The sequence below is a fragment of the Emticicia aquatica genome, from assembly GCF_923079645.1.
In the GTDB taxonomy this organism is placed as follows: Bacteria; Bacteroidota; Bacteroidia; order Cytophagales; family Spirosomataceae; genus Emticicia; species Emticicia aquatica.
Window position 1 is genome coordinate 1,569,872 of record NZ_CAKLPY010000002.1, and the last position, 25,594, is coordinate 1,595,465.

22 protein-coding genes are annotated in these 25,594 nt (G+C 36.9%); 9 read left to right on the plus strand and 13 right to left on the minus strand.

The window, feature by feature from the left end:
• Window positions 1–44: 44 nt before the first annotated feature.
• Entirely contained in the window at window positions 45–752 is a 708-nt protein-coding gene (locus MJQ71_RS16245) for a 2-phosphosulfolactate phosphatase (RefSeq protein ID WP_238807725.1), read from the minus strand.
• A gap of 267 nt (window positions 753–1,019) precedes the next feature.
• On the opposite strand from MJQ71_RS16245, the gene atpA reads away from it, so the two are divergent.
• Both atpA and atpG read left to right on the plus strand, forming a co-directional pair.
• Window positions 1,020–2,597, plus strand: coding sequence for a F0F1 ATP synthase subunit alpha (gene atpA, locus MJQ71_RS16250; RefSeq protein ID WP_238807726.1), 1,578 nt, complete (start codon window positions 1,020–1,022; stop codon window positions 2,595–2,597).
• A 108-nt stretch (window positions 2,598–2,705) separates the two neighbouring features.
• Complete coding sequence (atpG, locus tag MJQ71_RS16255) at window positions 2,706–3,590, plus strand: ATP synthase F1 subunit gamma (protein ID WP_238807727.1); 885 nt, start codon at window positions 2,706–2,708, stop codon at window positions 3,588–3,590.
• Window positions 3,591–3,671: 81 nt separating this feature from the next.
• Here atpG and MJQ71_RS16260 read toward each other — a convergent pair whose 3' ends face one another.
• From MJQ71_RS16260 to MJQ71_RS16270, 3 genes are all read right to left on the minus strand, one after another.
• Window positions 3,672–4,454, minus strand: a complete 783-nt coding sequence (locus tag MJQ71_RS16260; RefSeq protein ID WP_238807729.1) for a hypothetical protein — start codon at window positions 4,452–4,454, stop codon at window positions 3,672–3,674.
• A gap of 121 nt (window positions 4,455–4,575) precedes the next feature.
• Window positions 4,576–5,496, minus strand: a complete 921-nt coding sequence (locus MJQ71_RS16265; RefSeq protein WP_238807731.1) for a hypothetical protein — start codon at window positions 5,494–5,496, stop codon at window positions 4,576–4,578.
• A 130-nt stretch (window positions 5,497–5,626) separates the two neighbouring features.
• Window positions 5,627–6,532 carry a DMT family transporter gene (locus MJQ71_RS16270; protein WP_238807733.1) on the minus strand — a complete coding sequence of 302 codons (906 nt, stop codon included), beginning with the start codon at window positions 6,530–6,532 and terminating at the stop codon, window positions 5,627–5,629.
• Between the two features lie 195 nt (window positions 6,533–6,727).
• Between MJQ71_RS16270 and MJQ71_RS16275 the strand changes: the two genes are divergently transcribed.
• The 7 genes from MJQ71_RS16275 to MJQ71_RS16305 all read left to right on the plus strand — a co-directional run bounded on the left by MJQ71_RS16275 (window position 6,728) and on the right by MJQ71_RS16305 (window position 16,182).
• A complete protein-coding gene (locus MJQ71_RS16275; protein WP_238807735.1) occupies window positions 6,728–8,593 on the plus strand; it encodes a glycogen/starch synthase in 1,866 nt (621 codons plus the stop codon).
• Between the two features lie 193 nt (window positions 8,594–8,786).
• Entirely contained in the window at window positions 8,787–9,398 is a 612-nt protein-coding gene (plsY, locus tag MJQ71_RS16280; RefSeq protein WP_238807737.1) for a glycerol-3-phosphate 1-O-acyltransferase PlsY, read from the plus strand.
• A 51-nt stretch (window positions 9,399–9,449) separates the two neighbouring features.
• Window positions 9,450–10,829: a dipeptidase gene (locus MJQ71_RS16285; protein WP_238807739.1), complete on the plus strand. Its 1,380-nt coding sequence runs from the start codon at window positions 9,450–9,452 to the stop codon at window positions 10,827–10,829.
• A 34-nt stretch (window positions 10,830–10,863) separates the two neighbouring features.
• A complete protein-coding gene (gene murQ, locus MJQ71_RS16290; protein WP_238807740.1) occupies window positions 10,864–11,685 on the plus strand; it encodes an N-acetylmuramic acid 6-phosphate etherase in 822 nt (273 codons plus the stop codon).
• 37 nt (window positions 11,686–11,722) lie between these two features.
• Window positions 11,723–12,712: a vWA domain-containing protein gene (locus tag MJQ71_RS16295; protein WP_238807741.1), complete on the plus strand. Its 990-nt coding sequence runs from the start codon at window positions 11,723–11,725 to the stop codon at window positions 12,710–12,712.
• Window positions 12,713–12,840: 128 nt separating this feature from the next.
• Window positions 12,841–14,823: a M13 family metallopeptidase gene (locus MJQ71_RS16300; protein ID WP_238807742.1), complete on the plus strand. Its 1,983-nt coding sequence runs from the start codon at window positions 12,841–12,843 to the stop codon at window positions 14,821–14,823.
• A 30-nt stretch (window positions 14,824–14,853) separates the two neighbouring features.
• A complete protein-coding gene (locus tag MJQ71_RS16305; protein WP_238807743.1) occupies window positions 14,854–16,182 on the plus strand; it encodes a serine hydrolase domain-containing protein in 1,329 nt (442 codons plus the stop codon).
• Between the two features lie 51 nt (window positions 16,183–16,233).
• On the opposite strand, the gene rimO is transcribed toward MJQ71_RS16305, so the two are convergent.
• The 9 genes from rimO to MJQ71_RS16350 form a co-directional block, all read right to left on the minus strand.
• Window positions 16,234–17,541 (minus strand): 30S ribosomal protein S12 methylthiotransferase RimO, encoded by a 1,308-nt coding sequence (gene rimO, locus MJQ71_RS16310; RefSeq protein ID WP_238807745.1) that lies wholly within the window; start codon window positions 17,539–17,541, stop codon window positions 16,234–16,236.
• Between the two features lie 218 nt (window positions 17,542–17,759).
• Window positions 17,760–19,850: an elongation factor G gene (fusA, locus tag MJQ71_RS16315; RefSeq protein ID WP_238807747.1), complete on the minus strand. Its 2,091-nt coding sequence runs from the start codon at window positions 19,848–19,850 to the stop codon at window positions 17,760–17,762.
• 327 nt (window positions 19,851–20,177) lie between these two features.
• Window positions 20,178–21,050, minus strand: a complete 873-nt coding sequence (locus MJQ71_RS16320; protein WP_238807749.1) for a hypothetical protein — start codon at window positions 21,048–21,050, stop codon at window positions 20,178–20,180.
• Window positions 21,028–22,341, minus strand: coding sequence for an NrfD/PsrC family molybdoenzyme membrane anchor subunit (gene nrfD / locus MJQ71_RS16325; protein ID WP_238807750.1), 1,314 nt, complete (start codon window positions 22,339–22,341; stop codon window positions 21,028–21,030). Before nrfD ends, MJQ71_RS16320 begins: the two co-directional genes overlap by 23 nt.
• An 80-nt stretch (window positions 22,342–22,421) precedes the next feature.
• Entirely contained in the window at window positions 22,422–23,354 is a 933-nt protein-coding gene (locus tag MJQ71_RS16330) for a 4Fe-4S dicluster domain-containing protein (protein WP_238807752.1), read from the minus strand.
• On the minus strand, window positions 23,351–23,599 hold the full coding sequence (locus tag MJQ71_RS16335; protein ID WP_238807754.1) for a hypothetical protein: 249 nt from the start codon (window positions 23,597–23,599) through the stop codon (window positions 23,351–23,353). Before MJQ71_RS16335 ends, MJQ71_RS16330 begins: the two co-directional genes overlap by 4 nt.
• 124 nt (window positions 23,600–23,723) lie before the next feature.
• Complete coding sequence (locus MJQ71_RS16340) at window positions 23,724–24,131, minus strand: c-type cytochrome (RefSeq protein WP_238807756.1); 408 nt, start codon at window positions 24,129–24,131, stop codon at window positions 23,724–23,726.
• A 35-nt stretch (window positions 24,132–24,166) separates the two neighbouring features.
• On the minus strand, window positions 24,167–25,066 hold the full coding sequence (locus MJQ71_RS16345; RefSeq protein ID WP_238807758.1) for a DUF5777 family beta-barrel protein: 900 nt from the start codon (window positions 25,064–25,066) through the stop codon (window positions 24,167–24,169).
• A 97-nt stretch (window positions 25,067–25,163) separates the two neighbouring features.
• Window positions 25,164–25,556: a hypothetical protein gene (locus MJQ71_RS16350; RefSeq protein ID WP_238807760.1), complete on the minus strand. Its 393-nt coding sequence runs from the start codon at window positions 25,554–25,556 to the stop codon at window positions 25,164–25,166.
• Window positions 25,557–25,594: the final 38 nt, after the last annotated feature.

Below are 25,594 nucleotides of genomic sequence, written 5' to 3' on the forward strand. Positions count from 1 at the left end.
ATGAAGAAGGGTGATTATCTTTAAAATTAAGCGTTACAATGCGTTTACATATTCACTAACTCATTCCCACGCAGCACAGGAACCACATCATACAAATCTCGTTGTAAACAGTAACTGATGTCTTTATTGATTCCTAATCGTTGTAAACGACGTATGTGCGAAGAGTTTGCTAAATAACCCAACATATCATCTTTGGCTTGTTGATACATTCGCATGGCTAAAATGGCACTATCTTCGGCCACAAAATATTCATCTTGTACGGCATCAACAACAGCCCCTGCAAATAAAGTATCTTCCAAGTTTACTTTTCCTTTCCAACCCGCACAAAGCACAAGTACATCGTAAGGTTGGGTTTTTAAATATTCAACGATTGCATTAAGATTTAAGAAAGCTCCAACCAAAACTTTCACGGCCGAACTTTTCGCTTTTGTGATTGAGTAAGTGCCGTTTGTGGTTGTCATAGCAATTTTTTCACCTATGAGTTTTTCGTCCATGTAGCTAAAAGGTGAGTTGTCGAGGTCGAATCCTTCTACTTTTTGTGCATTACGCTCAGCGGCTGCGATATAGCCTTTTTCTTGTAATTGTTGACATTCTTCAACAGTTTCGACAGGAATGATGGCTTTCACACCATAAGCAAAGCCTGTAACCATGCATGAAGTCGCTCTAAAAATATCAGTCACAATCACAATGGTGTTGTCAATGTTGTGGAGATGCAGTAAATCTGGAGTTAAACAAACGTCAATATTTTTCATTTTAAAAAACAATAATTCTTGGTAAAAAACTGCTGCAAAGATGCCAAAAAATATGTTCAAATTTGACAACTTTCGTAAAGATGTCAAATTTTAGCAGTAAACTTTTGAAATTGATTTCGATTTTCTAAAAATAATCCTACCTTTTTAATCTTTTTTTAATGAAAATATGGGAATTGTGAAAATACTGTCGTAATTTTGCACCCGAAAAAGTAAGGGTACAACACTATTTTTTTCAAATTTATATTCAAAACTCATCAAAAAAATTATATGGCATCAGTTAGACCAGATGAAGTTTCGGCAATCCTGCGTGAGCAATTGGCAGGTTCAAGAACCGAAGCTGAACTCGAAGAAGTTGGTACTGTGTTACAAGTCGGTGACGGTGTAGCACGTATATACGGTTTATCAAAAGTTCAAGCCGGTGAATTGCTGGCATTTGAAAACGGCTTAAAAGCCCTTGCACTTAACCTCGAAGAAGACAACGTCGGAGCGGTATTGTTGGGCGATTCGACAGGAATCAAAGAAGGAGCAACAGTAAAACGTACAGGTGAAATTGCCTCTGTAAAAGTAGGTGAAGGCATTGTAGGTCGTGTTGTAAATACTTTGGCAGAACCTATCGATGGAAATGGCCCGATTCAAGGCGAAACTTTTGAGATGCCATTGGAGCGTAAAGCACCAGGTGTAATCTATCGTCAGCCTGTAACTGAGCCTCTACAAACAGGTATCAAATCAATTGACGCCATGATTCCAATCGGTCGTGGACAACGTGAGTTGGTTATCGGTGACCGTCAAACAGGAAAAACGGCGGTTTGTATTGATACAATCATTAACCAAAAAGAATTCTACGATAAAGGTGAGCCAGTATATTGTATTTATGTAGCTTGTGGTCAAAAAGCATCTACTGTAAAAGCAGTTGAGCAAACATTACGTAAATATGGTGCAATGGCCTATACAGTTATTGTAAATGCTGGTGCTGCTGACCCATCTCCAATGCAGTTCTTTGCTCCATTTACTGGTGCAGCCATCGGCGAATATTTCCGTGATACTGGTCGTCCAGCATTGGTTGTTTATGACGATTTGTCGAAACAAGCAGTTGCGTATCGTGAAGTATCATTGTTGCTTCGTCGTCCGCCAGGCCGTGAGGCTTATCCTGGAGACGTTTTCTACTTACATAGCCGTTTGTTGGAGCGTGCTGCAAAAATCAGCTCCGATGATTCGATTGCAAGTAACATGAACGACTTACCACCTTCATTGAAAGGAAAGGTAAAAGGTGGTGGCTCATTAACTGCCCTTCCAATTATCGAAACTCAAGCTGGTGACGTTTCTGCATATATCCCAACTAACGTAATCTCGATTACTGACGGTCAAATCTTCTTGGAATCAAACTTGTTCAACGCAGGTATCCGTCCAGCGATTAACGTAGGTATCTCGGTATCACGTGTGGGTGGTAATGCTCAAATCAAGTCGATGAAGAAAGTAGCAGGTACATTGAAACTTGACCAAGCACAATTCCGTGAATTGGAAGCTTTTGCTAAGTTTGGTTCAGACCTTGATGCTTCTACAAAATTGACTATCGACCGTGGTCGTAAAAACCAAGAGATTTTGAAACAAGCTCAATTCTCACCAGTACCAGTTGGAGAGCAAGTGGCAATCATTTATGCTTCAATCAATGGTGTGATGGATAAAGTAGATGTAAGCAGAGTGAAAGAATTTGAAAATGAATTTGCTACATTGTTGAAAGCTCAATATCCTGAAGTTTTAACAAAACTTGCAGCAGGCAAATTAGATGATGATGTTACGGCTATCATCAAGAAAGTTGGTAAGGAATTAGCAGAGAAATACGCTTAATTTAATGCAGATGTAAAATGTAGAATGAAAATCACTTTTTGTGTGAAGTAATTCTACATCTTACATTCTCCATCGCACGGGCGACCCCGTCTTAATTTTTTAAGAATTATGGCTTCATTAAAAGAAGTAAGAAATAGAATTGTTTCGGTAAATTCAACAACACAAATTACCAAAGCAATGAAAATGGTATCGGCAGCGAAACTTCGTCGTGCTCAAGATGCCATCATCCAAATGCGTCCGTATGCAACTAAGTTGAATGAGTTGATTTCGACTGTTTCGGCTAATACGGAAGTGGGAGCAACAAGCCCTTACACAAAAGTACGTCCTGTTGAAAACGTATTAATCATTGTTGTAACCTCGGATAGAGGTCTTTGCGGTGCTTTCAACTCAAATGTTGTAAAAGCAGCAATGGCACTTATTCAAGAAAAATACGCTCCACAAGCTGCAAAAGGTAAAGTAGAAATCATGCCTTTGGGTAAAAAAGGTGGTGAAACCCTACAAAAACGTGGCTTCAAGATAAATGCAGAATATATGGATATTTTCCAACGCTTGAATTTTGCAACTGCTCGTCAGGCTGCCGAACAAGTGATGGATGCATTTACTGAGGCAAAATATGATGTAGTTGAGATTGTTTTCAATGAATTCAAAAATGCAGCAACACAAATTATTCGTGCTGAACAAATGTTGCCTTTGGTTGAAAAGAAAGACAATGCTTCAAAAACAGGCAAAGTTGATTATATTTTTGAGCCATCAGAAGAAGAAATTGTGTTGGAATTGATGCCAAAAGCTATCAAAATGCAAGTATTCAAGGCCGTTTTAGACTCAAATGCGTCGGAGCATGGAGCCAGAATGACTGCAATGGACAAAGCAACTGATAATGCTAACGAATTATTACGTACACTCAAAATTGAGTATAACCGTAGTCGTCAAGCAGCAATTACAAACGAAATTTTGGAAATTGTTGGTGGTGCAGAAGCTTTAAAAGCTCAATAAAAAAGTAGTTCTTATATACAGAAATGGCGATGTATCGAAAGATATATCGCCATTTTTTGTTGTAGAATTCTTAGAATTATACTATAACTCTTGTACACTCATCACGCCTAAATTTTCAAATAATTTCGACCAATAAAGTGTAATTGTTGGATTATTTTCTTTGATTGAACTGGTTGGTTCAAATGGTAAAATCATTGAAATATCTGGGCTATTCAAGGCATAATCTTTATATTTTTCAGCATCAATTTTTGCCCAACTTTCAGCCTCAGAATCATCTTTTGGTGGTTTTATTTGAAAATCTCTGCCATTTTTTACACTTTCAACCATATCACTCAAATAATAGACTTTTACAACTGCACCAGATTCGGATGCTTTTGCAATTACAGGGATGCTTGACAGAATATTTGTTTCAAGATTAGATGCATTATCATTTTGTGCATTTAATCGAGCAAGTGCTTGTTTGGCTACAAAAGTACGCTCTTTTCTAATGGATAAGTCATAAGAAGTTTTGATAGCTTCTAAGTCAGTAGCATTTACACCCTCGGTGTCTTCCATTTCTGTACGACACATCAATGACAAGCAGCGACCTTTTGATGTGTTTTCATGGATGTAATAAATTTCAAATTTATCACCCGATTTACGTACATTTTCTTCAATAATTGTATTAAGTGCCTGTTGGTATTTCTGAGCAACAAAAGGCTTTGATACATCTACACTTGCAGTTTTATCAATGAAAATAAGCGTGTGAATAGCTGGACTATTTGCTTGATTTTCGGTGGTTTTGGTGTTCTTTTCACCGCAAGAAAAGAGACTGAAATACAAAAATAAAGAAAGAAGAAAGTAAGAGTAATTGGGCTTTTTCATCAAATTTAAACTTTTTTAGGTCTGTTTTACTTGTACGACCGCTAGGTTTCAAAACGAAAAATAATAAATAAAAGTATGATTTCTAGTCAATACAGAGCTTTTCCAATACAAAATTATACTTTCAATATTTTAACTTTAATAGTTTTCTATAAACGGTATCAATTGGTGTGTTTTTCTTCCAATAAGGATTTTGAATGGTTGCTTTCAAAATACCACGAGAAGTAAGCACACTTTTCTTACTCAGGTAAGTTTCTTCCCAACCAACAATTTTATGTGGAAAATCGTTTTCAAAGATGATTCGTAAATCTCTTTGACTTTCAGGGAATTTGATTTTATAATCCATCAATTTTTCTCCCCTAAAAGTAGAATCTCCTTTGTAAGTATCTAAAGTTATTTTTACAAATTCGGCTTGTACTTTTTTATGACGTAAGCGTAATGATGTCATGCTCGGAATCATAGACAAATTTCCGATTGGTAGCTGCTCGGAGGGTAATAGTCGAATTTTTGACCATAATTCATCTTCTAATAGAGCATTGTCAATATGGGTTTCTTCGCTTACTTCATCTTCAAAGTATGATTTTCCAAGTACTTGATAGCCATTTTGATGATAATTTAGCTGCAAAAAACTTTGACCACACCATTCTTGATTAGTATTTGTGACTTTCAGCGTAGTTGGGAACGTATTGGTCTGAACAGGCGTAAAAGTAGATGTGTACATGGAATAATCGTAAATGCCAGTAATGAATTTCTTGATAAAATTTAATTTCATAACTGTTATCACTTTTTGATTAGCATCGTTTGATTCGGGTTTTACTTGTTTATCTAAGCGAAAACCTTCGGTTACAAATACCATTACAGCTTCTCCTTTATTGAGTTTTCCATATTGGGCTTGTTGCAAATCGTAACTACTTATTTCGGCTTTATTTGTGTACCAATAATCTCTAAAATCTTGATTATCAGATAATTGTTTTTTACTTAGATTTGAGTTATTGTTACAAGATGTCAAAAATAATAGGCAAATAACTATACTATAATATCTCATGCTTTGGTTTTGTTGTGAAAATATTCCTCAAATTTAATCAAATAGTTTCAGAACTAAGTTGCTTATAGTAATAATAGGTGTGATATAATAACTTGCCATTAGCATATATATGTGAATAGTAACAGAGAGCTTATTTTTTACCTTTCCAACTGATTAAGAACACACCAATAAGCACAAAAAAAGTTCCGATTATTTGTTCGGCCCAAATTTTTTCTCCCAAAAAAGTTGTAGCCAAAATGATGGTAAAAATGGGGCCAATACTCGCAATAATTGAGGCATTTCCTGAGCCAACATGCTTGATTCCTTCTGAAAGCATAAATGTTGGCAAAACAGTAGAAAAAATAGCCATTGATATTGAAAGAACAAACACTTCGACAGGGAAATGAAAAATATTTAACCCATTTGTGTAATAACAATGAATGATTGTCGGAAGAAAAGCTGAAATAATTACCCAAGATGTAAATCGAGTTGTACCGATTTTAGCGATGAGTTTATCACTACCGACCAAATAAAAAGCATAAGTAAATCCACTTAAAATGACCCAAAAAGCACCTAAAACAATGTTTTTCTGTTGATGTGCATCAAAGTGCTTGAGAAACGCTAATAGAATACCCAAATATGTGATGGCTAGAGCTAGCCATTGTAGTCGAGTTATTTTTTTTCTTAAAGCAATGGCACTAATAAGCAATACAAAAGTTGGATAAACAAAAAGGAGGATCCGTTCTAAACTTGCGGTAATGTAATTGAGTCCTAAAAGATTAAAATAGGCAGAAATATAATAGCCAAGAATACCAATCAGGAAAACTCGTAGCCAAGTTATTTTGGGTATGACAGGATGAGAATCTTCTTTAAATCGTCTTCTTAAAATGATAAAAATGTAGAAAGGTGCTGAGAATAAAAACCGTAATGTAAGAAGTGAAATCGTATCAATTCCGTACTGATAAGCTGATTTTATAAAGATTCCTTTTAAAGCAAAACCAAACGCTGCCCCAAAAACTAATCCTGCTCCTAACCAATACTTTGAGCGTTTGGGCATAAAAAAAAATAGAATAATTACTGAACGAATGAATGAATGTGATAGATTTGCTACAAGAAAATTAATAAAAAAATGGCTGTATTTATAAAAAATGGTATTTCAATCTTAAATTGTTTGAAAAGTTAAATTTTTTATTGCTATTATTAAATTTTTTGCCCTAATTCAACCTTAGTTTTCATTAATATTTTAACCAGCATGGCAGTAACCTCAAAACTTAAAAAAAATTCCGAAGAAACTATCAGTATCACGCCACGTGAACAAAAAAAGCCAATGTTGATGGAAATTGCTTGGGAAGTTTGTAACCAAGTTGGCGGAATCTACACAGTTATTCGCTCAAAAGTTCCTGCAATGGTTGAGGAATGGGGCGAAAATTATTGCCTCGTTGGCCCTTATTTTCCCAATACTGCAATGATAGAATTTGAACCCATTGCTGACCTCGACGAATCTCCGTTTGGAAAGATTGTCAAAAGGATGCAAGAAATGGGTTTCGATGCTTATTATGGCCGTTGGCTGGTAACTGGTAAGCCAAAAATCGTTTTGCTTGATTTTAAAAACCTACTAAAAAACACGAACGATTATAAGTTTAAATTGTGGGAAAAACACCAAATTTCAACGCTAAATGCTGAACCATTAGTTGACCAAGTAATTGCTTTGGGTGAAATGATTCGGGTATTCTTGACTGAATTTGGCGAAACTTTTGGCAATAAAAATGATATTGTAGCTCATTTTCACGAGTGGATGGTTGCGACGGCATTGATAGATATTCGTAGTGATAATGTGCCGATTTCAACTGTTTTTACAACGCATGCAACTATGCTTGGGCGTTATATCGCAGGAAATGAAGCAGATTTTTATGAAAAACTATCGACTTATAATTGGGAAGTTGAAGCTAAAAATTACGGTATTGAAGCACAAGCAAAAATCGAACGCTTGGCTGCCCAAAAATCGCATGTACTTACAACAGTAAGTGACGTGACCGCCAAAGAATGCGAAGTTTTTTTTGGTAGAACTTGTGATTTGATTTTGCCCAATGGCCTTAATGTAACTCGTTTTGCAGCAACGCACGAATTCCAAAACCTACACTTAAAGTACAAAGAGAAAATTCATCAGTTTGTGATGGGCCATTTCTTCCAAAGTTATTCTTGGGATTTGGATAATACGCTGTATTTTTTCACGTCAGGTCGCTACGAATTTAGAAATAAAGGCTATGATATAACCTTAGAAGCCCTCAAACGCCTAAATTTCAAGCTTGTGCAAGCAGGTGTTGATACAACAGTCGTGATGTTTATTATTACCAAAAATCCAGTTCATTCGATTGACCCCGAAGTATTGCAATCAAGAGCTGTAATGGAGGAAATTCGTCAGACTTGTGAATCAATTGAAAAACAAGTTGGCGAGCATCTATTTCACGCATCAGCATCGAATGAAGATCCTAACTTGCCTGATTTGAACCAATTTGTGGATGAATATTGGCGACTTCGTTTGCGTAGAACGATTCAAACTTGGAAAACCAAGAAGCTTCCGCATACAGTTACACACCTTTTGAAACAACCCGACGATATTACTGCTTATTTGAAAGAAACAAATTTGCTTAACCATGAGCAAGACCGTGTAAAATTTGTCTATCATCCTGACTTTATTTCGCCAACTAATCCGCTTTTTGGAATGGAATATAGCCAGTTTGTGCGTGGTTGCCACCTAGGCGTTTTTCCGAGTTATTACGAACCTTGGGGTTATACTCCGCTCGAATGTGTAGTGCGAGGCATTCCGACGGTAACGAGTGATTTGTCTGGTTTTGGTGATTTTATCATGCAATTAATGAAAGACTACGACAATGTGGGAGTTTATGTTGTGAATCGTAAAAAGAAAAACTTTGATAAAGCAGCCGACCAATTAGCTGATTTGTTGTTTAAGTTCGTAACAATGAATCGTCGAGATAGAATCATGCAGCGTAATCGTGTGGAGAATATTTCGGAAGTATTTGATTGGAGCAATTTAAGGTCATACTATGATACTGCTCATGACTTAGCTTTAAAGCGTAAAGGAGTAACTCGAATGTAAATTTGTTATTAAAACTTGCATTACAAAAGACTTTAAGGCGTTTTTTGAACGAAGTTTTTAAAAGATACAATTTTTGCAATATTTTTAAACACATAAATAACTAATAGTCAGTTGTTTATGTGTTTTTTGCTATATTGTGAACATGAAATATCACAATTTTTTGTAATTTTGTTTGTTCATCAATAAGCCACAAATGACCTTAATTATTCTTTGTACTATTTTTGCCTACTTGATAGGCTCAATTCCTACGGCAGTTTGGTATGGTAAGATTTTTCATGGAATAGATGTCCGTGAACATGGAAGCGGCAATGCTGGGGCAACCAACTCATTAAGAACTTTTGGTAAAAAAGCAGGGATAATAGTTTTAATTATTGACTTTTTGAAAGGTTTTTTGGCGGTTTTCGCTTCTTCTATTTTTGTTACAGATGCAACTGCATATTTGCCATTAATCATGGGAATTGCTGTAATTATGGGCCACATTTTCCCGATTTTCGCCCAATTTCGTGGAGGAAAAGGCGTAGCAACCGCCATGGGAGTTTTGGTTGCAACATTTTCTTGGGCAGCTTTAGGCTGCGTAGTGGTTTTTGCACTAATTGTTTTTTTTACTAAATATGTTTCCTTGGGGTCGATTTTAGGAGCGATGGCCTTCCCGATTCAACTATCATTCAATATTTGGAACAACAATGCCGATGTTTATTCACAGGTTTTTGCGTGGCTAATATTTGTCATTTTGACCATCATGCACCGCCAAAATATTCAACGACTTCTACTTGGCACTGAAAGTAAGTTTGGAGCAAAGAAATAATCTCCTAATTTTGTATAAATAGCAAACAGGCGGCACACCGCTTTACAGATAATGAACACTTACATCGAACAAAATAAAGACCGTTTTTTAAACGAACTTTTTGATTTTTTACGTATTCCATCAGTTAGTGCAGACTCGCAGTTTCAGCCAGATATGTTGCGAGCGGCTGAATTCGTGAAAGAAAAACTATTGACCGCTGGCCTTGATAAAGCAGAAATCTGTCCAACGGCTGGGCATCCGATTGTGTATGCAGAAAAAAATGTTGATACAGCTTTACCAACGATTTTGGTTTATGGACACTACGACGTTCAACCCGCAGATCCTTACGAATTGTGGGATTCTCCACCATTTGAACCAACTATCAAAGTTACTAAAAACCACCCCGACGGAGCAATCTTTGCTCGTGGTTCGTGCGATGACAAAGGGCAGATATACATGCACATAAAAGCCATCGAAATGATGTTGGCTGAGGGTGGTTTGCCTTGTAATGTAAAAATAATGTTTGAAGGAGAAGAGGAAGTAGGCTCAGAAAATTTGGGCGTTTTTGTAAAAGCAAATAAAGAAAAACTTGCTGCCGATTTAATTTTAATTTCGGATACTTCAATTATTGCCAATGATATTCCTTCTGTGGAAACAGGTTTACGTGGATTAACATACATGGAAGTAGCTGTAACTGGGCCGAATCGTGATTTACATTCGGGGGTTTATGGCGGAGCGGTTGCAAATCCAGTAAATGTACTTTGCCAAATGATTGCTTCGATGCATGATGCCGAGGGAAAAGTAACCGTTAAAGGTTTTTATGATAAAGTAGCTGAACTTTCACAAACCGAACGTGATGCTTTAGAATCTGCTCCATTTGATTTGGATGAATATAAAAAAGACCTTGATATAGCTGAAGTTTCGGGTGAAAGTGGCTACACAACTCGTGAGAGAGCTAGTATTCGTCCAACGCTTGATGTGAACGGTATTTGGGGTGGTTACACAGGCGAAGGTTCAAAAACGGTTTTGCCATCAAAAGCATTTGCAAAAATCTCGATGCGTTTGGTTCCAGACCAAGATTGGGAAGAAATAGCTGACCTTTTTGAAGCTCATTTTAAAGCAATTGCACCGCCAACGGTTAAGGTTAAAGTAAGTCGTCATCATGGTGGACAACCTTACGTAACTCCAACTGACTCGCCAGGTTATCAAGCAGCAGTTTTGGCTTTAGAAGAGGCGTTTGGTAAAAAACCAGTTCCAACCAGAGGTGGCGGAAGTATTCCGATTGTAGCTTTATTTGAGCAAGAACTAGGCTTAAAATCAATTTTATTGGGTTTTGGCTTAGATTCGGATGCGTTACATTCGCCCAATGAGCATTATGGCTTATTCAATTTTTTCAAAGGCATCGAAACAATTCCATTGTTTTTCAAGCATTATGCTGAATTGATGAAATAAACTAAATTCTAAACTTGAAAAAGTATAAAATACTATGTCACTCGGCTTAGAAAAATTAGCAACAGAATCGTCTTCTCATTATGATAATCTTGAGAAAATGTCGGTTCGAGCATTATTGGAAGGCATTAATAATGAAGACAAAACAGTTCCTATTGCCGTTGAAAAAAGTATCCCACAAATAGAAGCGTTGGTAAATCAAATTGTGCCACGTATGAAAGCTGGCGGGCGTATTTTTTATATTGGGGCAGGAACAAGTGGCCGTTTGGGTGTAGTTGATGCTTCCGAATGCCCACCAACATTTGGCGTTCCATTCGGAATGGTTGTTGGAATCATGGCAGGCGGTGATAAAGCCATCAGAAAAGCGGTTGAGAATGCAGAAGATGATGTCGAACAAGCTTGGAAAGATTTACAAGAATACGACATAAACACCAATGATACACTCATCGGAATTGCGGCTTCTGGTCGAACTCCGTATGTAATTGGAGGATTAAAAACTGCTCGTGAAAACGGAATTTTGACAGGTTGTGTGGTTTGTAATGCTGGAAGTGCCGTAGCCGCAGAAGCAGCGTTTCCAGTAGAAGCAGTTGTTGGCCCTGAATTTATAACAGGAAGTACTCGAATGAAGTCAGGAACAGCTCAAAAACTGGTATTGAACATGATTTCGACGTCAGTAATGATTCAATTGGGTCGAGTAAAAGGAAATAAAATGGTAGATATGCAACTTACTAATCTAAAGTTAGTAGAAAGAGGAGTTAGGATGGTGATGAACGAGTTACAGATTTCTCATGAAGAAGCAAGCGAACTTTTACATAGATACGGTAGCGTAAGAAACGCTGTTGATAATTATAGTTTATGATGGATAATGCTCAACGAAGGTTAATTATTAATTAAAAATGTGGGACTGGTTTTCAATAGAGTGGCTTAGTTGGCAAACCTTACGGTCGTTCGTTTGGGCAGAAAAACTTTATCTCTATGGTATCGTTGGTGTACCTTTTTTATTTTTACTTCGTTGGCTTTTTTATAATCGTGGACAACAAAAATTAGGGCTTTCACTCAGTACATTTCAACTTCGTACAAGCTGGATTAGCTATCTTCGTTTTATTCCACCAATGTTTTTTTCTTTGGGTGTTATTTGCTTGATGCTTTCACTTGCACGCCCACAAAGAGTCCGAGAAAGCAAAGAACAATTCTCAGAAGGCATTGACATTATGCTTGCAATGGATATTTCAGAATCAATGCTTGCACCTGATTTAAAACCTAACCGTTTAGAAGCCGCAAAAAATGTAGCCCATGAGTTTATCAAAGGCCGTTTTCAAGACCGCATCGGGTTGGTCGTTTTTGCAGGAGAGTCGTTTTCTGTGTGTCCGCTCACGACCGACTACGAGATGCTAAACGAATATCTTAATGAAATCAATAGTAATCTCATAAAAACCACAGGAACTGCCATTGGAAGTGCTTTGGCCACTTGTATTAATCGTCTGCGAGAGGTATCAAGCAAGAGTAAAGTGGCTATTTTATTGAGTGATGGAGATAATACTGCAGGAACGCTCGACCCTTTAGCTGCCACTGATTTAGCAACCTCATTTGGTATAAAAGTTTATACAATCGCAGTAGGCGGAGATGGGGGAGACGTAAAAATAGATGAAAATACACTTCGAGAAATTGCCAGAGAAGGCAATGGTCAGTTTTTTAGGGCAACTGATAATCAGACACTCAAAAATATCTTCGAGCAAATCAATCGCTTAGAAAAAGTAAAAATCAAAGATAATGTTTATCGTGACGTGGAAGATTTTTACTATATATATCTCAACTGGGCAGTAGTATTTCTGCTTGCGGCTTTCTTTTTCAAAAATACCTTTATTGGCAATATTTTGGAAGATTAAGGCTGTAGAATCGTAATGTTCTATCTTTTTTCTTCCTTATTTTTGACAAAAAACACTTTCAGCAAAACCTATTCAATTAAAACTAATGAAAAAGCTCATTATTGTCTCTTTATTAGCAGGAAGTTTTTATGCCTGCAAAACCTAGCACTTCAAAGCCTGATGTTTTGGAGGCTAATATTGATACAACGGTCAATGTCGCAACCGATTTTTTTCAATATGCCAACGGTGGTTGGATTAAGAAAAACCCTATTCCAGATGTAGAAAGTGCTTGGGGAATTGGAAATTTAGTGATTGAAGAAAACCTTAAACGGTTAAAAGAAATCAACGAAAAAGCGATGAAAGAAAATGCCGAAAAAGGGACAACTTCGCAGAAAATAGGCGATTTTTGGCAGTCAGCCATGGATTCAAGCACTATTGAAAAACAAGGGATTTCGCCGCTAAAACCCGAACTTGATGCCATTAATAGCATTGCAGATTTAAAATCATTACAAAATGTATTGGCCGATTTAACAACCAAAGGCGTTGGTGGAATGATTGGCACGAGTATTAACCAAGATGCTAAAAAGAGCGACCTCATGGCCGTTCATTTATGGCAAACAGGTTTAGGCTTGCCCGAACGAGATTATTATTTTAAGTCCGATACTACAAGTATTAGAGTACGAAATGAGTATGTGAAACATATCACAAAAATGTTTCAGCTAATGGGTGAAAAAGAAGCTGATGCAATGAAAATAGCCACCACAATCATGGCTATGGAAACACGTATGGCAAAAGCTTCTCGAAAACTAGAAGACTTGCGTGACCCTTACGCAAATTATAATAAAATGCCTATAAAAAACCTCTACAAACTTGCTCCTTCAATCGAATGGAATACATATTTTGGAGAAATTGGTATTAAAAAATTAGATTCTGTAATTGTTGGTCAACCAGAGTTTTATGTAGAAATCGAAAAAATGTTGAAAGAATCTTCTATTAATGATTGGAAAAATTATCTCAGATGGAATTTGATAGGAAACTACGCTAGTAGTCTAAGTAGTGATTTTGACAACCAAAATTTTTATTTTTATAGAACCGTTTTGAATGGTGTAAAAGCCCAAAAACCTCGTTGGAAAAGAGTAATTAGACAAGAAGAAGGTATCATGGGAGAATTGATGGGGCAACTTTTTGTGAAAGAATTTTTCAATGAAACAGCAAAAAAAAGGTATTCAGATATGGTTGAGACGGTTAAAAACGTATATGCAGAACGGATTAAAAACCTCACTTGGATGAGTGATGTAACCAAGAAAAAAGCCTTACAAAAACTATCAACGATTAAGAAAAAAGTGGGTTATCCCGATAAATGGAAAGATTTTTCATCCTTAGAAATAACCAAAGATTCTTACGCTCGCAATGTAATTCGTGCGTCGCAATGGTGGCATAATTATAGTGTAAACAAACTTGGTAAACCCGTTGACCGTGACGAATGGGATATGACGCCACAAACATACAATGCTTATTATAACCCATCTAACAATGAAATTGTATTACCTGCTGGTATTTTTACTGTACCGGGTTATCGAGACGAAGAATTGGACGATGCAACTGTTTATGGTTATGGTGGAGCGTCAACGATTGGACATGAAATTACACATGGTTTTGATGACGAAGGTCGCCAATTTGACGAAACAGGTAATCTAAAAAGTTGGTGGACAAATGCCGACGAAGTTGAGTTTAAAAAGCGGGCAGATGTGATGGTAAACCAATTTAATAATACCGTTGTAGTGGATGGTATAAAAATCAACGGAAAAGCAACTTTGGGTGAAAATATAGCAGATTTGGGCGGCGTTTTGCTTGGTTTAGATGCTTTCAAGAAAACAGAGCAGTTTAAGAAAAATGAAAAAATAGCAGGTTTCTCGCCGACGCAACGCTATTTTATGGGTTATGCTTTGGGCTGGCTTGGGCATGAAAGAAAAGAAAGTTTGAAAGAGCAATTACAGTCAGATGTGCATTCGCCTTCAAAAAATCGAGTGAATAATATCTTTGTTAATGTAGATGAGTTTTATTCGGCTTTTGGAGTAAAACCAACCGATAAAATGTATATCGCTCCTGAAAAAAGAGTGCGAATTTGGTAAATATATAACCTAGATTTAATCAAAACGGAGATGTCAAACACTAGAAAAATTATTTATGTAATTGTCATTGCGGTACTTTTAGGACTAATTTATGTAGGAAATTATGCCATTCAGTACGCTTATATCGGTTCATCTTACGATACAAAAACAGTTTGTTCGTGTATGTTTGTTTCGGGAAGAAAACTGGAAAATATAAAAGCTGAAGACCTTTATGCTGTGCCTTTTGCCACGATTAATGTTGACGAAGCTAACAAAACCGTAACTTCAAATATATATGGTTTTGCGGAAACAAAAGCTATTTATCGCACAGGATTAGGCTGTACTTTGGTCAATGAGTTGTCGGAAGAGGACATCAGAAAACAACCGAGTGTTCCGTCGGCCGATACTTTAACGGAGATACTTTCTTTAGAAACAAAGTTGCCTTCAAATATTGATGAAACTACTTTGCAGAAAACAATTGACGAAGCATTTATTGAAAATGACCCGAAAAATATTATCAGAACAAGAGCCGTGGTTGTTTTACAAAATGGTAAACTTATTGCCGAAAAATATGCTCCAAATATTACATTTCAAACCCCACTTTTAGGGTGGTCAATGACTAAAAGTGTGACAAATGCTATGATTGCACTTTTGGTAAAAGATGGAAAATTAGATATAAAAAAGGCAGCTCCTATTGAAGAATGGAAAAATGATGAACGTAAAAAAATCACAATTGACCATTTATTACGGATGAGTAGTGGACTTGATTTTGAAGAAAATTACGCTTCACCAAGTGATGCAACGCAAATGCTTTTCCGAAAAAAAGGAGCAGGGGCTTATGCTTTGTTGAGTAAAGCAGCTGCCGAACCTGATAAAATTTGGTCGTATTCTAGTGGAACAAGCAATATTCTACAAGAGATTATTCGTCGACAATTTACTAGCCATGCTGATTATTTGGCTTTTCCACATCAACGATTATTTCATAAAATAGGCATGAAAAGTGCTGTTATCGAGCCTGATGCTTCGGGAACTTACGTTGGCTCTTCATTTATGTTTGCAACTGCCCGTGATTGGGCAAAATTTGGACAACTTTATCTACAAGATGGCGTTTGGAATGGCGAGCGAATATTACCCGAAGGTTGGGTTCGATATTCATCAACTGAAACACCACACGCTGATGGAAAATATGCGGCTCAGTTTTGGCTAGACCACCAAGATAAATCGTTTCCGCAAGATGCTTTTATGGCAGTTGGATTTGAGGGGCAATATGTAACGATTATTCCATCGAAACAATTGGTTATTGTACGTTTGGGATGTACACCAAATGATAATTTCAATCATTCTGCATTAGTAAAGGGGATTGTTGCGGCAGTGAAATGATAGATTTAATTGAAAGAGACGTTGCATGCAATGTCTCTTTCAATTATTTTATTAAACCAAATCGCCGTATAAATCAAATTCTTCAGCATTATTGATTTTTACGTTGGCAAAATCTCCTAATCGCACATATTGTGAAGCTGAAACAAGTACTTCATTATCAACTTCTGGTGAGTCGAATTCGGTTCTTCCAATAAAATATCCGCCTTCTTTTCTATCAAATAAAACTTTGTAAGTATTCCCGATTTTAGCTTGATTCAATTCTGCAGAAATACCTTGTTGCAACTCCATAATTATGTCGGTGCGTTCTTGTTTCACTTCCGAAGGAACATCATCCACCATTGTAAATGAATGCGTATCGTCTTCGTGAGAATATTGGAAAACGCCGAGCCTGTCGAATCTCATTTTTTCTACAAATTGATACATTTCTTCAAAATGCTCTTCAGTTTCACCGGGATGGCCTGCAATCAGCGTAGTACGAATGGCTATTTCTGGCACTTTTTCACGAATTGTATTGATTAAAGCTTCTGTTTTCGGGCGGTCAATACCACGACGCATTATTTTCAACATTTCTGACGAGCCGTGTTGGAGTGGCATATCCAAATATTTACATACGTTGGAGCGGTTTTTAATTACATCCAATACATCCATCGGAAATCCTGAAGGATAAGCATATTGTAAACGAATCCAGTCGATGCCTTCAACGTCAGAAAGCTTGTCGAGAAGCTCGGCTAAATTGCGTTTTTTGTAAATATCTAGTCCATAATAAGTTAAATCTTGGGCAATCAAAATTAATTCTTTTGTGCCTTTTTTTGCCAAATTTTGAGCCTGCAAAACCATTTCCTCCATTGGGCGGCTTACGTGACCTCCACGCATTAATGGAATTGCACAAAAACTACAAGGACGGTCGCAACCTTCGGCTATTTTTAAGTAGGCATAGTGAGCAGGTGTTGTCAGAAGTCTTTCGCCAACTAACTCGTGTTTGTAGTCCGCTTTCAAGGTTTTGAGCATTCTTGGTAGCTCATTTGTACCAAACCATGCATCAACTGTTGGAATTTCGACTGAAAGTTCATCCTTATATCTGTGCGATAAACAACCTGTTACATAAACTTTATCAACAATTCCTGCATCTTTTGCATCAACGTAGCGTAAAATAGTATCGATTGATTCTTGTTTGGCATTATCAATAAAACCACAAGTATTGATAATGACAATATTCGCATCATCTTTTTTCGACTCGTGTTCAACTTTCATTCCATTGCCTTTGAGTTGTGTATAAAGCACTTCTGAATCAACAATGTTTTTTGAACAACCAAGCGTAACGATATTGATTTTATTTTTTACTATTCCTTTTGTTTTCATTTTATCTTTTTAAACGATTTTGGAGAGCGGAATGACGCCCAACGGAATGCCGGCCAGCAAAACGCTGCCTGATAGCTCCACATTTTTTTGCAAAGTTCGGTAAAAATACCCTGTTTACCTAAAGCAATCTAATTTTGAGCTTAATTGTATGGTAGAAAGTATAAAAAAAGTCCCTCATTTTTCAACGAGGGACTTTTACTATAGAAAGAGTCTAAGGACTATTCTTTTGATTTTTTAACGATACCTTCTGCGATATTTTGCGGAACGATTTCGTAGTGGTCAAATGTCAAGTTGGCAGTAGCACGACCTGAAGACATTGTACGAAGGTCAGTTACATAACCGAACAATTCTGACAAAGGTACATCAGCCTTGATTACTTGTGAACCAGCTTTTGTATCCATTCCTTTCATCATACCACGACGACGATTTAAGTCACCAGTGATTGGTCCAGTATATTCGTCAGGAGTGATTACCTCAACAGCCATGATTGGTTCAAGAATCTTAGGACCAGCTTGGCGAGCAGCTTCTTTAAAGCCCATACGTCCAGCAAGTTCGAAAGATAATGAATCTGAATCGACATCGTGGTAAGAGCCGTGGAATAAACGAACTTTCATTGAATCAACTGGGAAACCAGCTAATGGACCATTTGCCATTGCTTGTTCAAATCCTTTTTGAACCGCAGGGATAAATTCACGAGGAATAACACCACCAACGATTTCATTAACGAATTCTAAACCTGGTTTGCCATCTTCACGAGGCATAATTTCAAACACGATGTCAGCGAATTTACCACGACCACCTGATTGTTTTTTGTAAACTTCACGGTGTTCGAATGCTTTTGTCAATGTTTCTTTGTATGCTACTTGTGGAGCACCTTGGTTTACTTCTACTTTGAACTCACGACGCATACGGTCGATGATGATTTCAAGGTGAAGCTCACCCATACCACGGATAATTGTTTGACCTGTTTCTTCGTTAGATTCAACTGTAAGCGTTGGGTCTTCCTCGATAAGTTTAGTGATTGCTTTCGAGAAGTTATCTTGGTCAGCAGTTTTCTTAGGCTCAATTGCATACCCGATAACTGGCTCAGGGAATACCATTGATTCTAAAACGATTGGGTTTTTCTCGTCAGATAAAGTATCACCAGTTTTGATGTCTTTAAAACCAACTACCGCACCGATATCACCAGCACCCAATCTTGGAATTGAGTTTTGCTTGTTAGCGTGCATTTGGAAGATACGAGAGATACGCTCTTTATTTCCAGAACGGTTGTTCAAAACATAAGAACCTGCATCCAAACCACCTGAATATGCACGGATAAAGCACAAACGACCAACATAAGGGTCAGTTGCGATTTTAAACGCTAATGCAGCAAAAGGACCATCTTCCGTAGGACGACGAATCACTTCTTCACCTGTATCAGGGTTTGTTCCAACAATCGCTGGCTTGTCCAATGGTGAAGGCAATAAAGCCATCACGTAGTCAAGCATTGTTTGAACACCTTTATTTTTGAATGAAGAACCACAAAGCATCGGAACAACTTTCATTGCAACAACTGCTGCACGAAGAGCGGCTAAGATTTCAGCTTCAGTAATTGAAGTTGGGTCTTCAAAATATTTTTCCATCAAAGTGTCGTCAAATTCGGCAACAGCTTCAAGTAATTTTTCACGGTATTCAGTTGCTTCTTCCATCATATCGTCAGGAATCGGAACTTCAGTGAAAGTCATACCTTTATCATCTTCGTTCCAAACGATACCACGGAAGTTTACCAAATCAACAACACCTTTAAAGTTTTCTTCCGAACCGATTGGTAATTGTAATGGCACTGCGTAGCTACCCAACATTTCTTTTACTTGCTTACACACGTTCAAGAAATCAGCACCTGAGCGGTCCATTTTATTAACGAAGCCCAAACGAGCAACGTGATAATTGTTTGCTAAACGCCAGTTAGTTTCTGATTGAGGCTCAACACCATCAACCGCACTAAATAAAAATACAAGACCATCTAATACACGTAACGAACGGTTTACCTCAACAGTAAAGTCAACGTGACCTGGGGTATCAATGATGTTAATATGGTATTTGTCGCCACGGTAGTCCCAATCTACAGTTGTAGCTGCCGAAGTAATAGTGATACCTCTTTCTTGCTCTTGCTCCATCCAGTCCATCGTTGCTGCTCCGTCGTGTACCTCACCAATTTTGTGGCTAACACCAGCATAGTAAAGGATACGCTCAGTAGTGGTAGTTTTACCCGCATCAATGTGGGCAGCAATACCGATATTTCTTGTGAATTTTAAATCGCGTGCCATTTTTTTGTTTTAAATTATTTTTGATTTGTAAGTCTCACGAAAGGAGTAGTAATTTTTAAAAATAATTACACTCTTTTGAAATTAGGGTGCAAAGGTAGGAGTTTTTTTCTTAAAAACATTAGTTTTCTTAAAATATATTCGTAATGATTCAATCATTACGATGAATTATAATTATCAAATAGTCAATAAAAATGAGTTTGATTAAGTACAAAATATATTACTGATTTGTAGCCTTAAAAAACTGAATCCTTATAACACTAAAAATCCCCGCAATTGGCGAGGATTTTACTGACTTGATGATTATAGGAAATAAAGACTTTTTTTCAATTAAGAACCTAATTTTTTTATTTTAATCACTTGACGAACCAAATAAATGAGTGTTCCCCAAACGCCAATTATGATTGAATAGGCCATGAATAAAAGCCAATAAGGCGTTTTAAAGCGAGTTGTCCATAAAGTGCGTTGTTCAAAAAAATGTGTATCGACTTTGGTAGGAACGCCCCATTTTACTGATTTTTGAGCAGCAAGATTACCAAAAAACTCATTTTCTTCAACTTTCGCAACTAATGTAATATCACCTTTTTGATTGCCTGGTAAGTTAAGTTTTTTAAATTCAGCAGTAACCGAGCCAGTTGAGTCTGTTGTATATGTTTCTTCATCTCCTGCTGAAAGTACACCTCCGTGGCGTTGAATACCAACTTTCATTTCTACATCTTTTGCGGGTGTCCACGTGTTATTTTCAAACTTAAATACGGTTGCAACAATACTTTTTATTCCATCAAGATTAAGAGTATCAATCGTAATTTTGGCTTTTGTGATGATGAAATCAGAAATAATTTCTTCGTCACCAGCTTTCACGATAAATGTATGTTGAGGAGAAGCATCCCATATTTTTTTGAGTGTTGGTGGCAAAAAAGCTTTGCCTTTTCCTGCTGCGTCAGTTTTGACTTTGGCAATCAGATTTGTGCCCGCACTGTCAAGATAAATTTGATAAGTTTTATCTTTTTGTGGTGTAAAAACCTTGTTTTTCTTTAATGTGCTTTCTAAAATTAAATATTGTATGCTATTATTGGAATTATAATAGTGCAGTTTAACAATCTCTTGTCCAGCATCTTCTTGTGCAAAACTCCTATTTGCAAACAACATCGAAGAGAAAACGAAAAACAGGAGTAGGTATCTATTTTGAATGATCTTTTTCATTTTGTTCGGTTATTGTTTCGTGAATAGGAATAATTGGAAAAATCCGTACAAAAAAAGTAACGATAAGCAAAGCTCCTGCGAGTGACCCCATTGTAATGGCCCATTCTTCCCAACTTGGGAAATAATGTTTATAATTATCAGGAACATTTTGCATTGGTAAAAATGGATGTAACAATGTAGGTGTTACTATTAAATATCGCTTAAACCATGCTCCAACAACAATCATGATACCTGTTATGAACATTGGCAGAGGTTTTCGACCTTTTTTGAATAGCATGATAAAAATTGGAATTATCATGCCAACCATAATGGCAAACCAAAACATGATTGAAAATTCTCCTGTAAATAATTCGGCTAAATGAGCTGCTTCCGATTTTTTCATTTTGAAAGCAGGAACAAGGTATTCGTTGATGTTGAAATAAAGATAAATAAGTGAAAGCATTACTGCGATTCGACCCATTTTTTCAAAATGTAATTCAGTAATATATTTTTCAAGATGATAATGCTTACGAAATACATACATTGCTACGATTACCCCACCAGCTCCCACTAAAAAAGCCCCTGAAATGAAATATGCACCAAAGTTTGTACTATCCCAACCTGGTCGATAGGTGGTTGCAAAAAGCCAAGACGTAACAGTGTGAATACAAAAAGCGACGGGAATAATCATAATACACAAGATATTGATGATTTTATCGCTTATTTTTACTTGTTCGCTGTTGCCTTTCCAAAATGAACCTAAAAAAATATAGATTTTGTTTTGCCAAGCACTGTTTTTGTTTTTTTGCTGATTCATGATTTTCAAATCAGGCAAAAGAGGAACGTATAATAGAAAAAGGCTGATGAAAAGGTAAGTAGTAATTACGATTACGTCCCATGCAATTGGTGACTGTAAACGACCATGAGCGAATAAATTGTATAGTCGTTCGGGGCGACCCATATCAACGATGATAATGAGCGATGCAAAAGTAATAGCAGATACCGCAATAATTTCGGCAATCCGAGTTAGCGGAGTACTCCACGCTACATTTGCCAAGCGAAAAATGGCTGTAATAAGCGAGCCAACTAAACTGATGGCTACAAAAAAAACAAAATTAGAGATATAAATTCCCCACGAAACGTAGTCTCTCATGGAAGTAACACCTAATCCGTAGCGTAATTGGCGGTAATAAGCATAAGCTCCAATCACACAAATAGTAGATAAAATGCCCACCCAAATCATTCCGCTTTTGCTAAATTTTTGGGGCATCAAATCATCAGTGATTTGTTTATCGTTAGAAGAAGTATTCATTATTAATTATTTAGAGTTAAATAACTAAGCAGTTATTTTTGAGATGATTCTTGTGAAATCGACAAGCTATCTATTTCTGCTTATTTTTTAGTTTCCTCACTATTTTCATTTTCCAGACCAGCTTCGTATGGGAAGTTTCTGTTGACAGGCGGCAAGTAATAAACGCTTGGTTTTGTACCTAAATCTTCCATTAGACGATAACCAGCTCTATCTTTTATCAAATCACTGAAACGGAATGTTTCGGCACCATTGGTGACTGAATCTTCATTCAAATCGCCAAACATAAATACTCCATTCGGACAAGCTGATACACAGTGAGGTAATTCTCCTTTGCGAGTCATATCTGGGCAGAAATCACATTTGCCAACAGTTCCTTTCTTTTGCGGCATACTTGTTTCGCATGAATATGGCTGTTCGGCTACTTCTTGTGTCAAAACAGGCTCTTCCCAGTTGAAAACACGGGTTGAGTAAGGACAAGCCGCCATACAAAAACGACAACCAATACAACGGTCGCTATCAATCAGCACGATTCCATCTTGGCGTTTAAAAGTAGCATCAACTGGACATACTTTTACGCAAGGAGGCTCGTCGCAGTGCATACAAGTGGTTGGCTGCCAATAGGGTGCAGTGTGATCTGCATCTTCCATACCAAGTACTTTAATCCAGTTTTGACCTGGGTGAACTTGGTGCATGTGGTTACAAGCACTTTGGCATTTTTTTAAATTTTTACAGCGAGCAAGGTCAATCACCATAATAAATTTTTTACCTGCTACGCCTTGTCTTTCTTCTGCATTCGACAAATGAGGCACATCGGGTACAGGTTTCAAGAAAGCCCTATCGATTTCAATTATTTGACCATCAACTGAAAGTAGTTTTACTTTTTCTCCCGTCAAAACCACTTCATCTTGAGCAAAAGGATTTTTAGGTTCACTACACCCTTCTACCAAAGCAGCAGTACCTAGTAGTCCGCCCAGAAGGAAATCTCGTCTTGGTATATTATTGTTATTATTCATGAGTTTGCCTTAGTTTTTACCCATTTTTGCAATTCTTCGTTGGTTATTTTACCGCCACATTGCGTAATGAGTTTGGTGTTTATTTCAACAAGTTTTCCATCTTGGGTAAGCATTTTTACGGTGTCACCCTCGTCTTTTTTCTTATTTTCTCCTGTGAAAAATTTAAGAACTGTGGCCGAACACACCGCGACAACACTCAATAGTATAAATTTTTTCCTTGTTGGAGATGATTGAGAGGCTTGCATTTTCTTAGAATTAAATAGTGGAATCTTACACTACTGAATTTTGACCTCAGTAGGAGACTAATTTGAAGAGAATAAATAGATGAAAAATGGCTCAATAGATGAGCCATTCTTCAAGGGGGATTAATTATTTTTTCAGTGTTCTGATAAAATAAACAAGGCTCCATCTATCATCATCATCAGGAATTTTTTTCTTGAAAGAGGGCATATCATCACGACCTTCAGAGGTTTTATAGAAGATTGAACCATCCGATTGAGACTGAATATCGGCTTTTGAGAAATCACCAGGTTCGGTTTTTAGTTGAGCTGCTTTAGTGCCATCTCCCAAACCTTTTGTACCATGACAAGACTTACAGTGTGTACTCCACAACGATTTGCCTGTAGCAATAGCATCGGCATCATTTGCAACGGGATTTTTCTTGTTTTTTGCTGCATCGGGAACTGTCCATGGTTTTTTTTGTGCATTGGCATTCGATGTAAAACCGAGAGATAAGAATATGGTAGCAAAGGCTACTAATAACATTTTTCCTTTCATTGTTTTAAGAAATTTAGGTATTGAAAAAGGGTTAATTAGAAATTCCACAAACGTGTGATGTTAAAACCAATTAAAAACTGTCCTTTTGTATAGTCGTTTTGATTAAAGAAGTAATTACTTTGAGGTACGATACCAGCGGCATTACCCACAAAAACCTGAAATGCGTGAGCTGAAGTCGTTGTTTCCAAACCAAAACAAATATTAGGATGAGGATTATTGGTAGGATGTTGAGTAAGTGGTTGGTCGTAACCCGCAATAACTGCCGATTTTTCGCTTATTTTGAAGCGACCTAAAACAGAAATAGCAAAGTGTCCATTTTTCATTTTATTCATAATCTCACCATTACTGTTTACGTACCCTTCAATGTTATTATACCAAGAAAACGTAGGAGAAATCTGTGCCGAAAACTTATCATTTATTTTTCGGGCAATAATCAATTGGTTGAAATAAGATAAGCGATGAACATCGTAACGAAAATTACTGGCATTACGGGAATCAATAACCAAATTACCAAAATAACTAATACTTACGGGTATTTTACCATTAATCTGCTGAAGCAAAGCATATTTGGCATTAAGGTCAACTTGCATTCTATCTTTGGTTATGCCCGCCCCAATAAATAATTTTTGCATGGGAGCATAACTTATCCCTAATCGGATATTTGAAGGAGCAAAAAAACCAAAGAGGTCTTTAGCTCCATTTTTCACTGTTCCGAATCGGTGTTGAATATCAAACTCTAATGTACCTTTTATCGGTACCATTACGGTCTGGTTATCCATCAACCAAACACTTCCAAAAGTGTTTTTTACAGGTTTTGCTTTTTTCTTAACCTGAGCCACTTCTGTTGAATCTTGAGCAAACACTTGACCAGCAATAAGCATGAGCAAGAAAAATTTTGCAAGAAACTTAGGTATATTATTTATATAACTTTTCATGTTAATGTTTTAAATACTTGTGCCAAAATCAGATTGATTATCTATATATTTACTATCAGCACCTAACTAATAATAGATAATCACCAACGGTAGGTGCTTAATTGTTGGAAGCACCTTGTTTAATCCATGCGTAAATGAGTGCATTATAATCTTTATTTACGCCACTCACAGGCATTGGAATACCTCGTTTTCCAGTCATCTTTAAGTATAAGATACTGTTTGTAGCGTTATTTTTATCAATATAATTACCAACGATTAGTGAATTAAAAGCATTGGTTGTTGATAAATTAGGTACTTGCCCTCCAGCATTATGGCAGCCACTCATGCTACAACTGTTATTAAAAATAGGGGTAATATCTTGAGAGAAGCTTACTGTCCTTGTTATCTCAGGAACTTCTGCGATAACCGTTCGGTCTTTGTAACAACTGGCCAAGAACAAGATGCTTCCATACATTAAAATCACCCGCTGTACTGCTCTTTTATGAAACATGACATTTTGAGTTTTGTATGAATTATACTCACACTGAT

What these genes read in the sequence shown, in the direction of transcription:
- MJQ71_RS16300 (WP_238807742.1), top strand. Translation starts at nt 12,841, where the DNA reads ATGCCTGCAAAACCTAGCACTTCAAAGCCTGATGTTTTGGAGGCTAAT.
- murQ (WP_238807740.1), top strand. Translation starts at nt 10,864, where the DNA reads ATGTCACTCGGCTTAGAAAAATTAGCAACAGAATCGTCTTCTCATTAT.
- MJQ71_RS16275 (WP_238807735.1), top strand. Translation starts at nt 6,728, where the DNA reads ATGGCAGTAACCTCAAAACTTAAAAAAAATTCCGAAGAAACTATCAGT.
- MJQ71_RS16245 (WP_238807725.1), bottom strand. Translation starts at nt 752, where the DNA reads ATGAAAAATATTGACGTTTGTTTAACTCCAGATTTACTGCATCTCCAC.
- MJQ71_RS16295 (WP_238807741.1), top strand. Translation starts at nt 11,723, where the DNA reads ATGTGGGACTGGTTTTCAATAGAGTGGCTTAGTTGGCAAACCTTACGG.
- MJQ71_RS16345 (WP_238807758.1), bottom strand. Translation starts at nt 25,066, where the DNA reads ATGAAAAGTTATATAAATAATATACCTAAGTTTCTTGCAAAATTTTTC.
- MJQ71_RS16335 (WP_238807754.1), bottom strand. Translation starts at nt 23,599, where the DNA reads ATGCAAGCCTCTCAATCATCTCCAACAAGGAAAAAATTTATACTATTG.
- rimO (WP_238807745.1), bottom strand. Translation starts at nt 17,541, where the DNA reads ATGAAAACAAAAGGAATAGTAAAAAATAAAATCAATATCGTTACGCTT.
- MJQ71_RS16270 (WP_238807733.1), bottom strand. Translation starts at nt 6,532, where the DNA reads ATGCCCAAACGCTCAAAGTATTGGTTAGGAGCAGGATTAGTTTTTGGG.
- nrfD (WP_238807750.1), bottom strand. Translation starts at nt 22,341, where the DNA reads ATGAATACTTCTTCTAACGATAAACAAATCACTGATGATTTGATGCCC.
- MJQ71_RS16320 (WP_238807749.1), bottom strand. Translation starts at nt 21,050, where the DNA reads ATGAAAAAGATCATTCAAAATAGATACCTACTCCTGTTTTTCGTTTTC.
- plsY (WP_238807737.1), top strand. Translation starts at nt 8,787, where the DNA reads ATGACCTTAATTATTCTTTGTACTATTTTTGCCTACTTGATAGGCTCA.
- MJQ71_RS16265 (WP_238807731.1), bottom strand. Translation starts at nt 5,496, where the DNA reads ATGAGATATTATAGTATAGTTATTTGCCTATTATTTTTGACATCTTGT.
- MJQ71_RS16340 (WP_238807756.1), bottom strand. Translation starts at nt 24,131, where the DNA reads ATGAAAGGAAAAATGTTATTAGTAGCCTTTGCTACCATATTCTTATCT.
- MJQ71_RS16330 (WP_238807752.1), bottom strand. Translation starts at nt 23,354, where the DNA reads ATGAATAATAACAATAATATACCAAGACGAGATTTCCTTCTGGGCGGA.
- MJQ71_RS16285 (WP_238807739.1), top strand. Translation starts at nt 9,450, where the DNA reads ATGAACACTTACATCGAACAAAATAAAGACCGTTTTTTAAACGAACTT.
- fusA (WP_238807747.1), bottom strand. Translation starts at nt 19,850, where the DNA reads ATGGCACGCGATTTAAAATTCACAAGAAATATCGGTATTGCTGCCCAC.
- atpG (WP_238807727.1), top strand. Translation starts at nt 2,706, where the DNA reads ATGGCTTCATTAAAAGAAGTAAGAAATAGAATTGTTTCGGTAAATTCA.
- MJQ71_RS16350 (WP_238807760.1), bottom strand. Translation starts at nt 25,556, where the DNA reads ATGTTTCATAAAAGAGCAGTACAGCGGGTGATTTTAATGTATGGAAGC.
- MJQ71_RS16305 (WP_238807743.1), top strand. Translation starts at nt 14,854, where the DNA reads ATGTCAAACACTAGAAAAATTATTTATGTAATTGTCATTGCGGTACTT.
- atpA (WP_238807726.1), top strand. Translation starts at nt 1,020, where the DNA reads ATGGCATCAGTTAGACCAGATGAAGTTTCGGCAATCCTGCGTGAGCAA.
- MJQ71_RS16260 (WP_238807729.1), bottom strand. Translation starts at nt 4,454, where the DNA reads ATGAAAAAGCCCAATTACTCTTACTTTCTTCTTTCTTTATTTTTGTAT.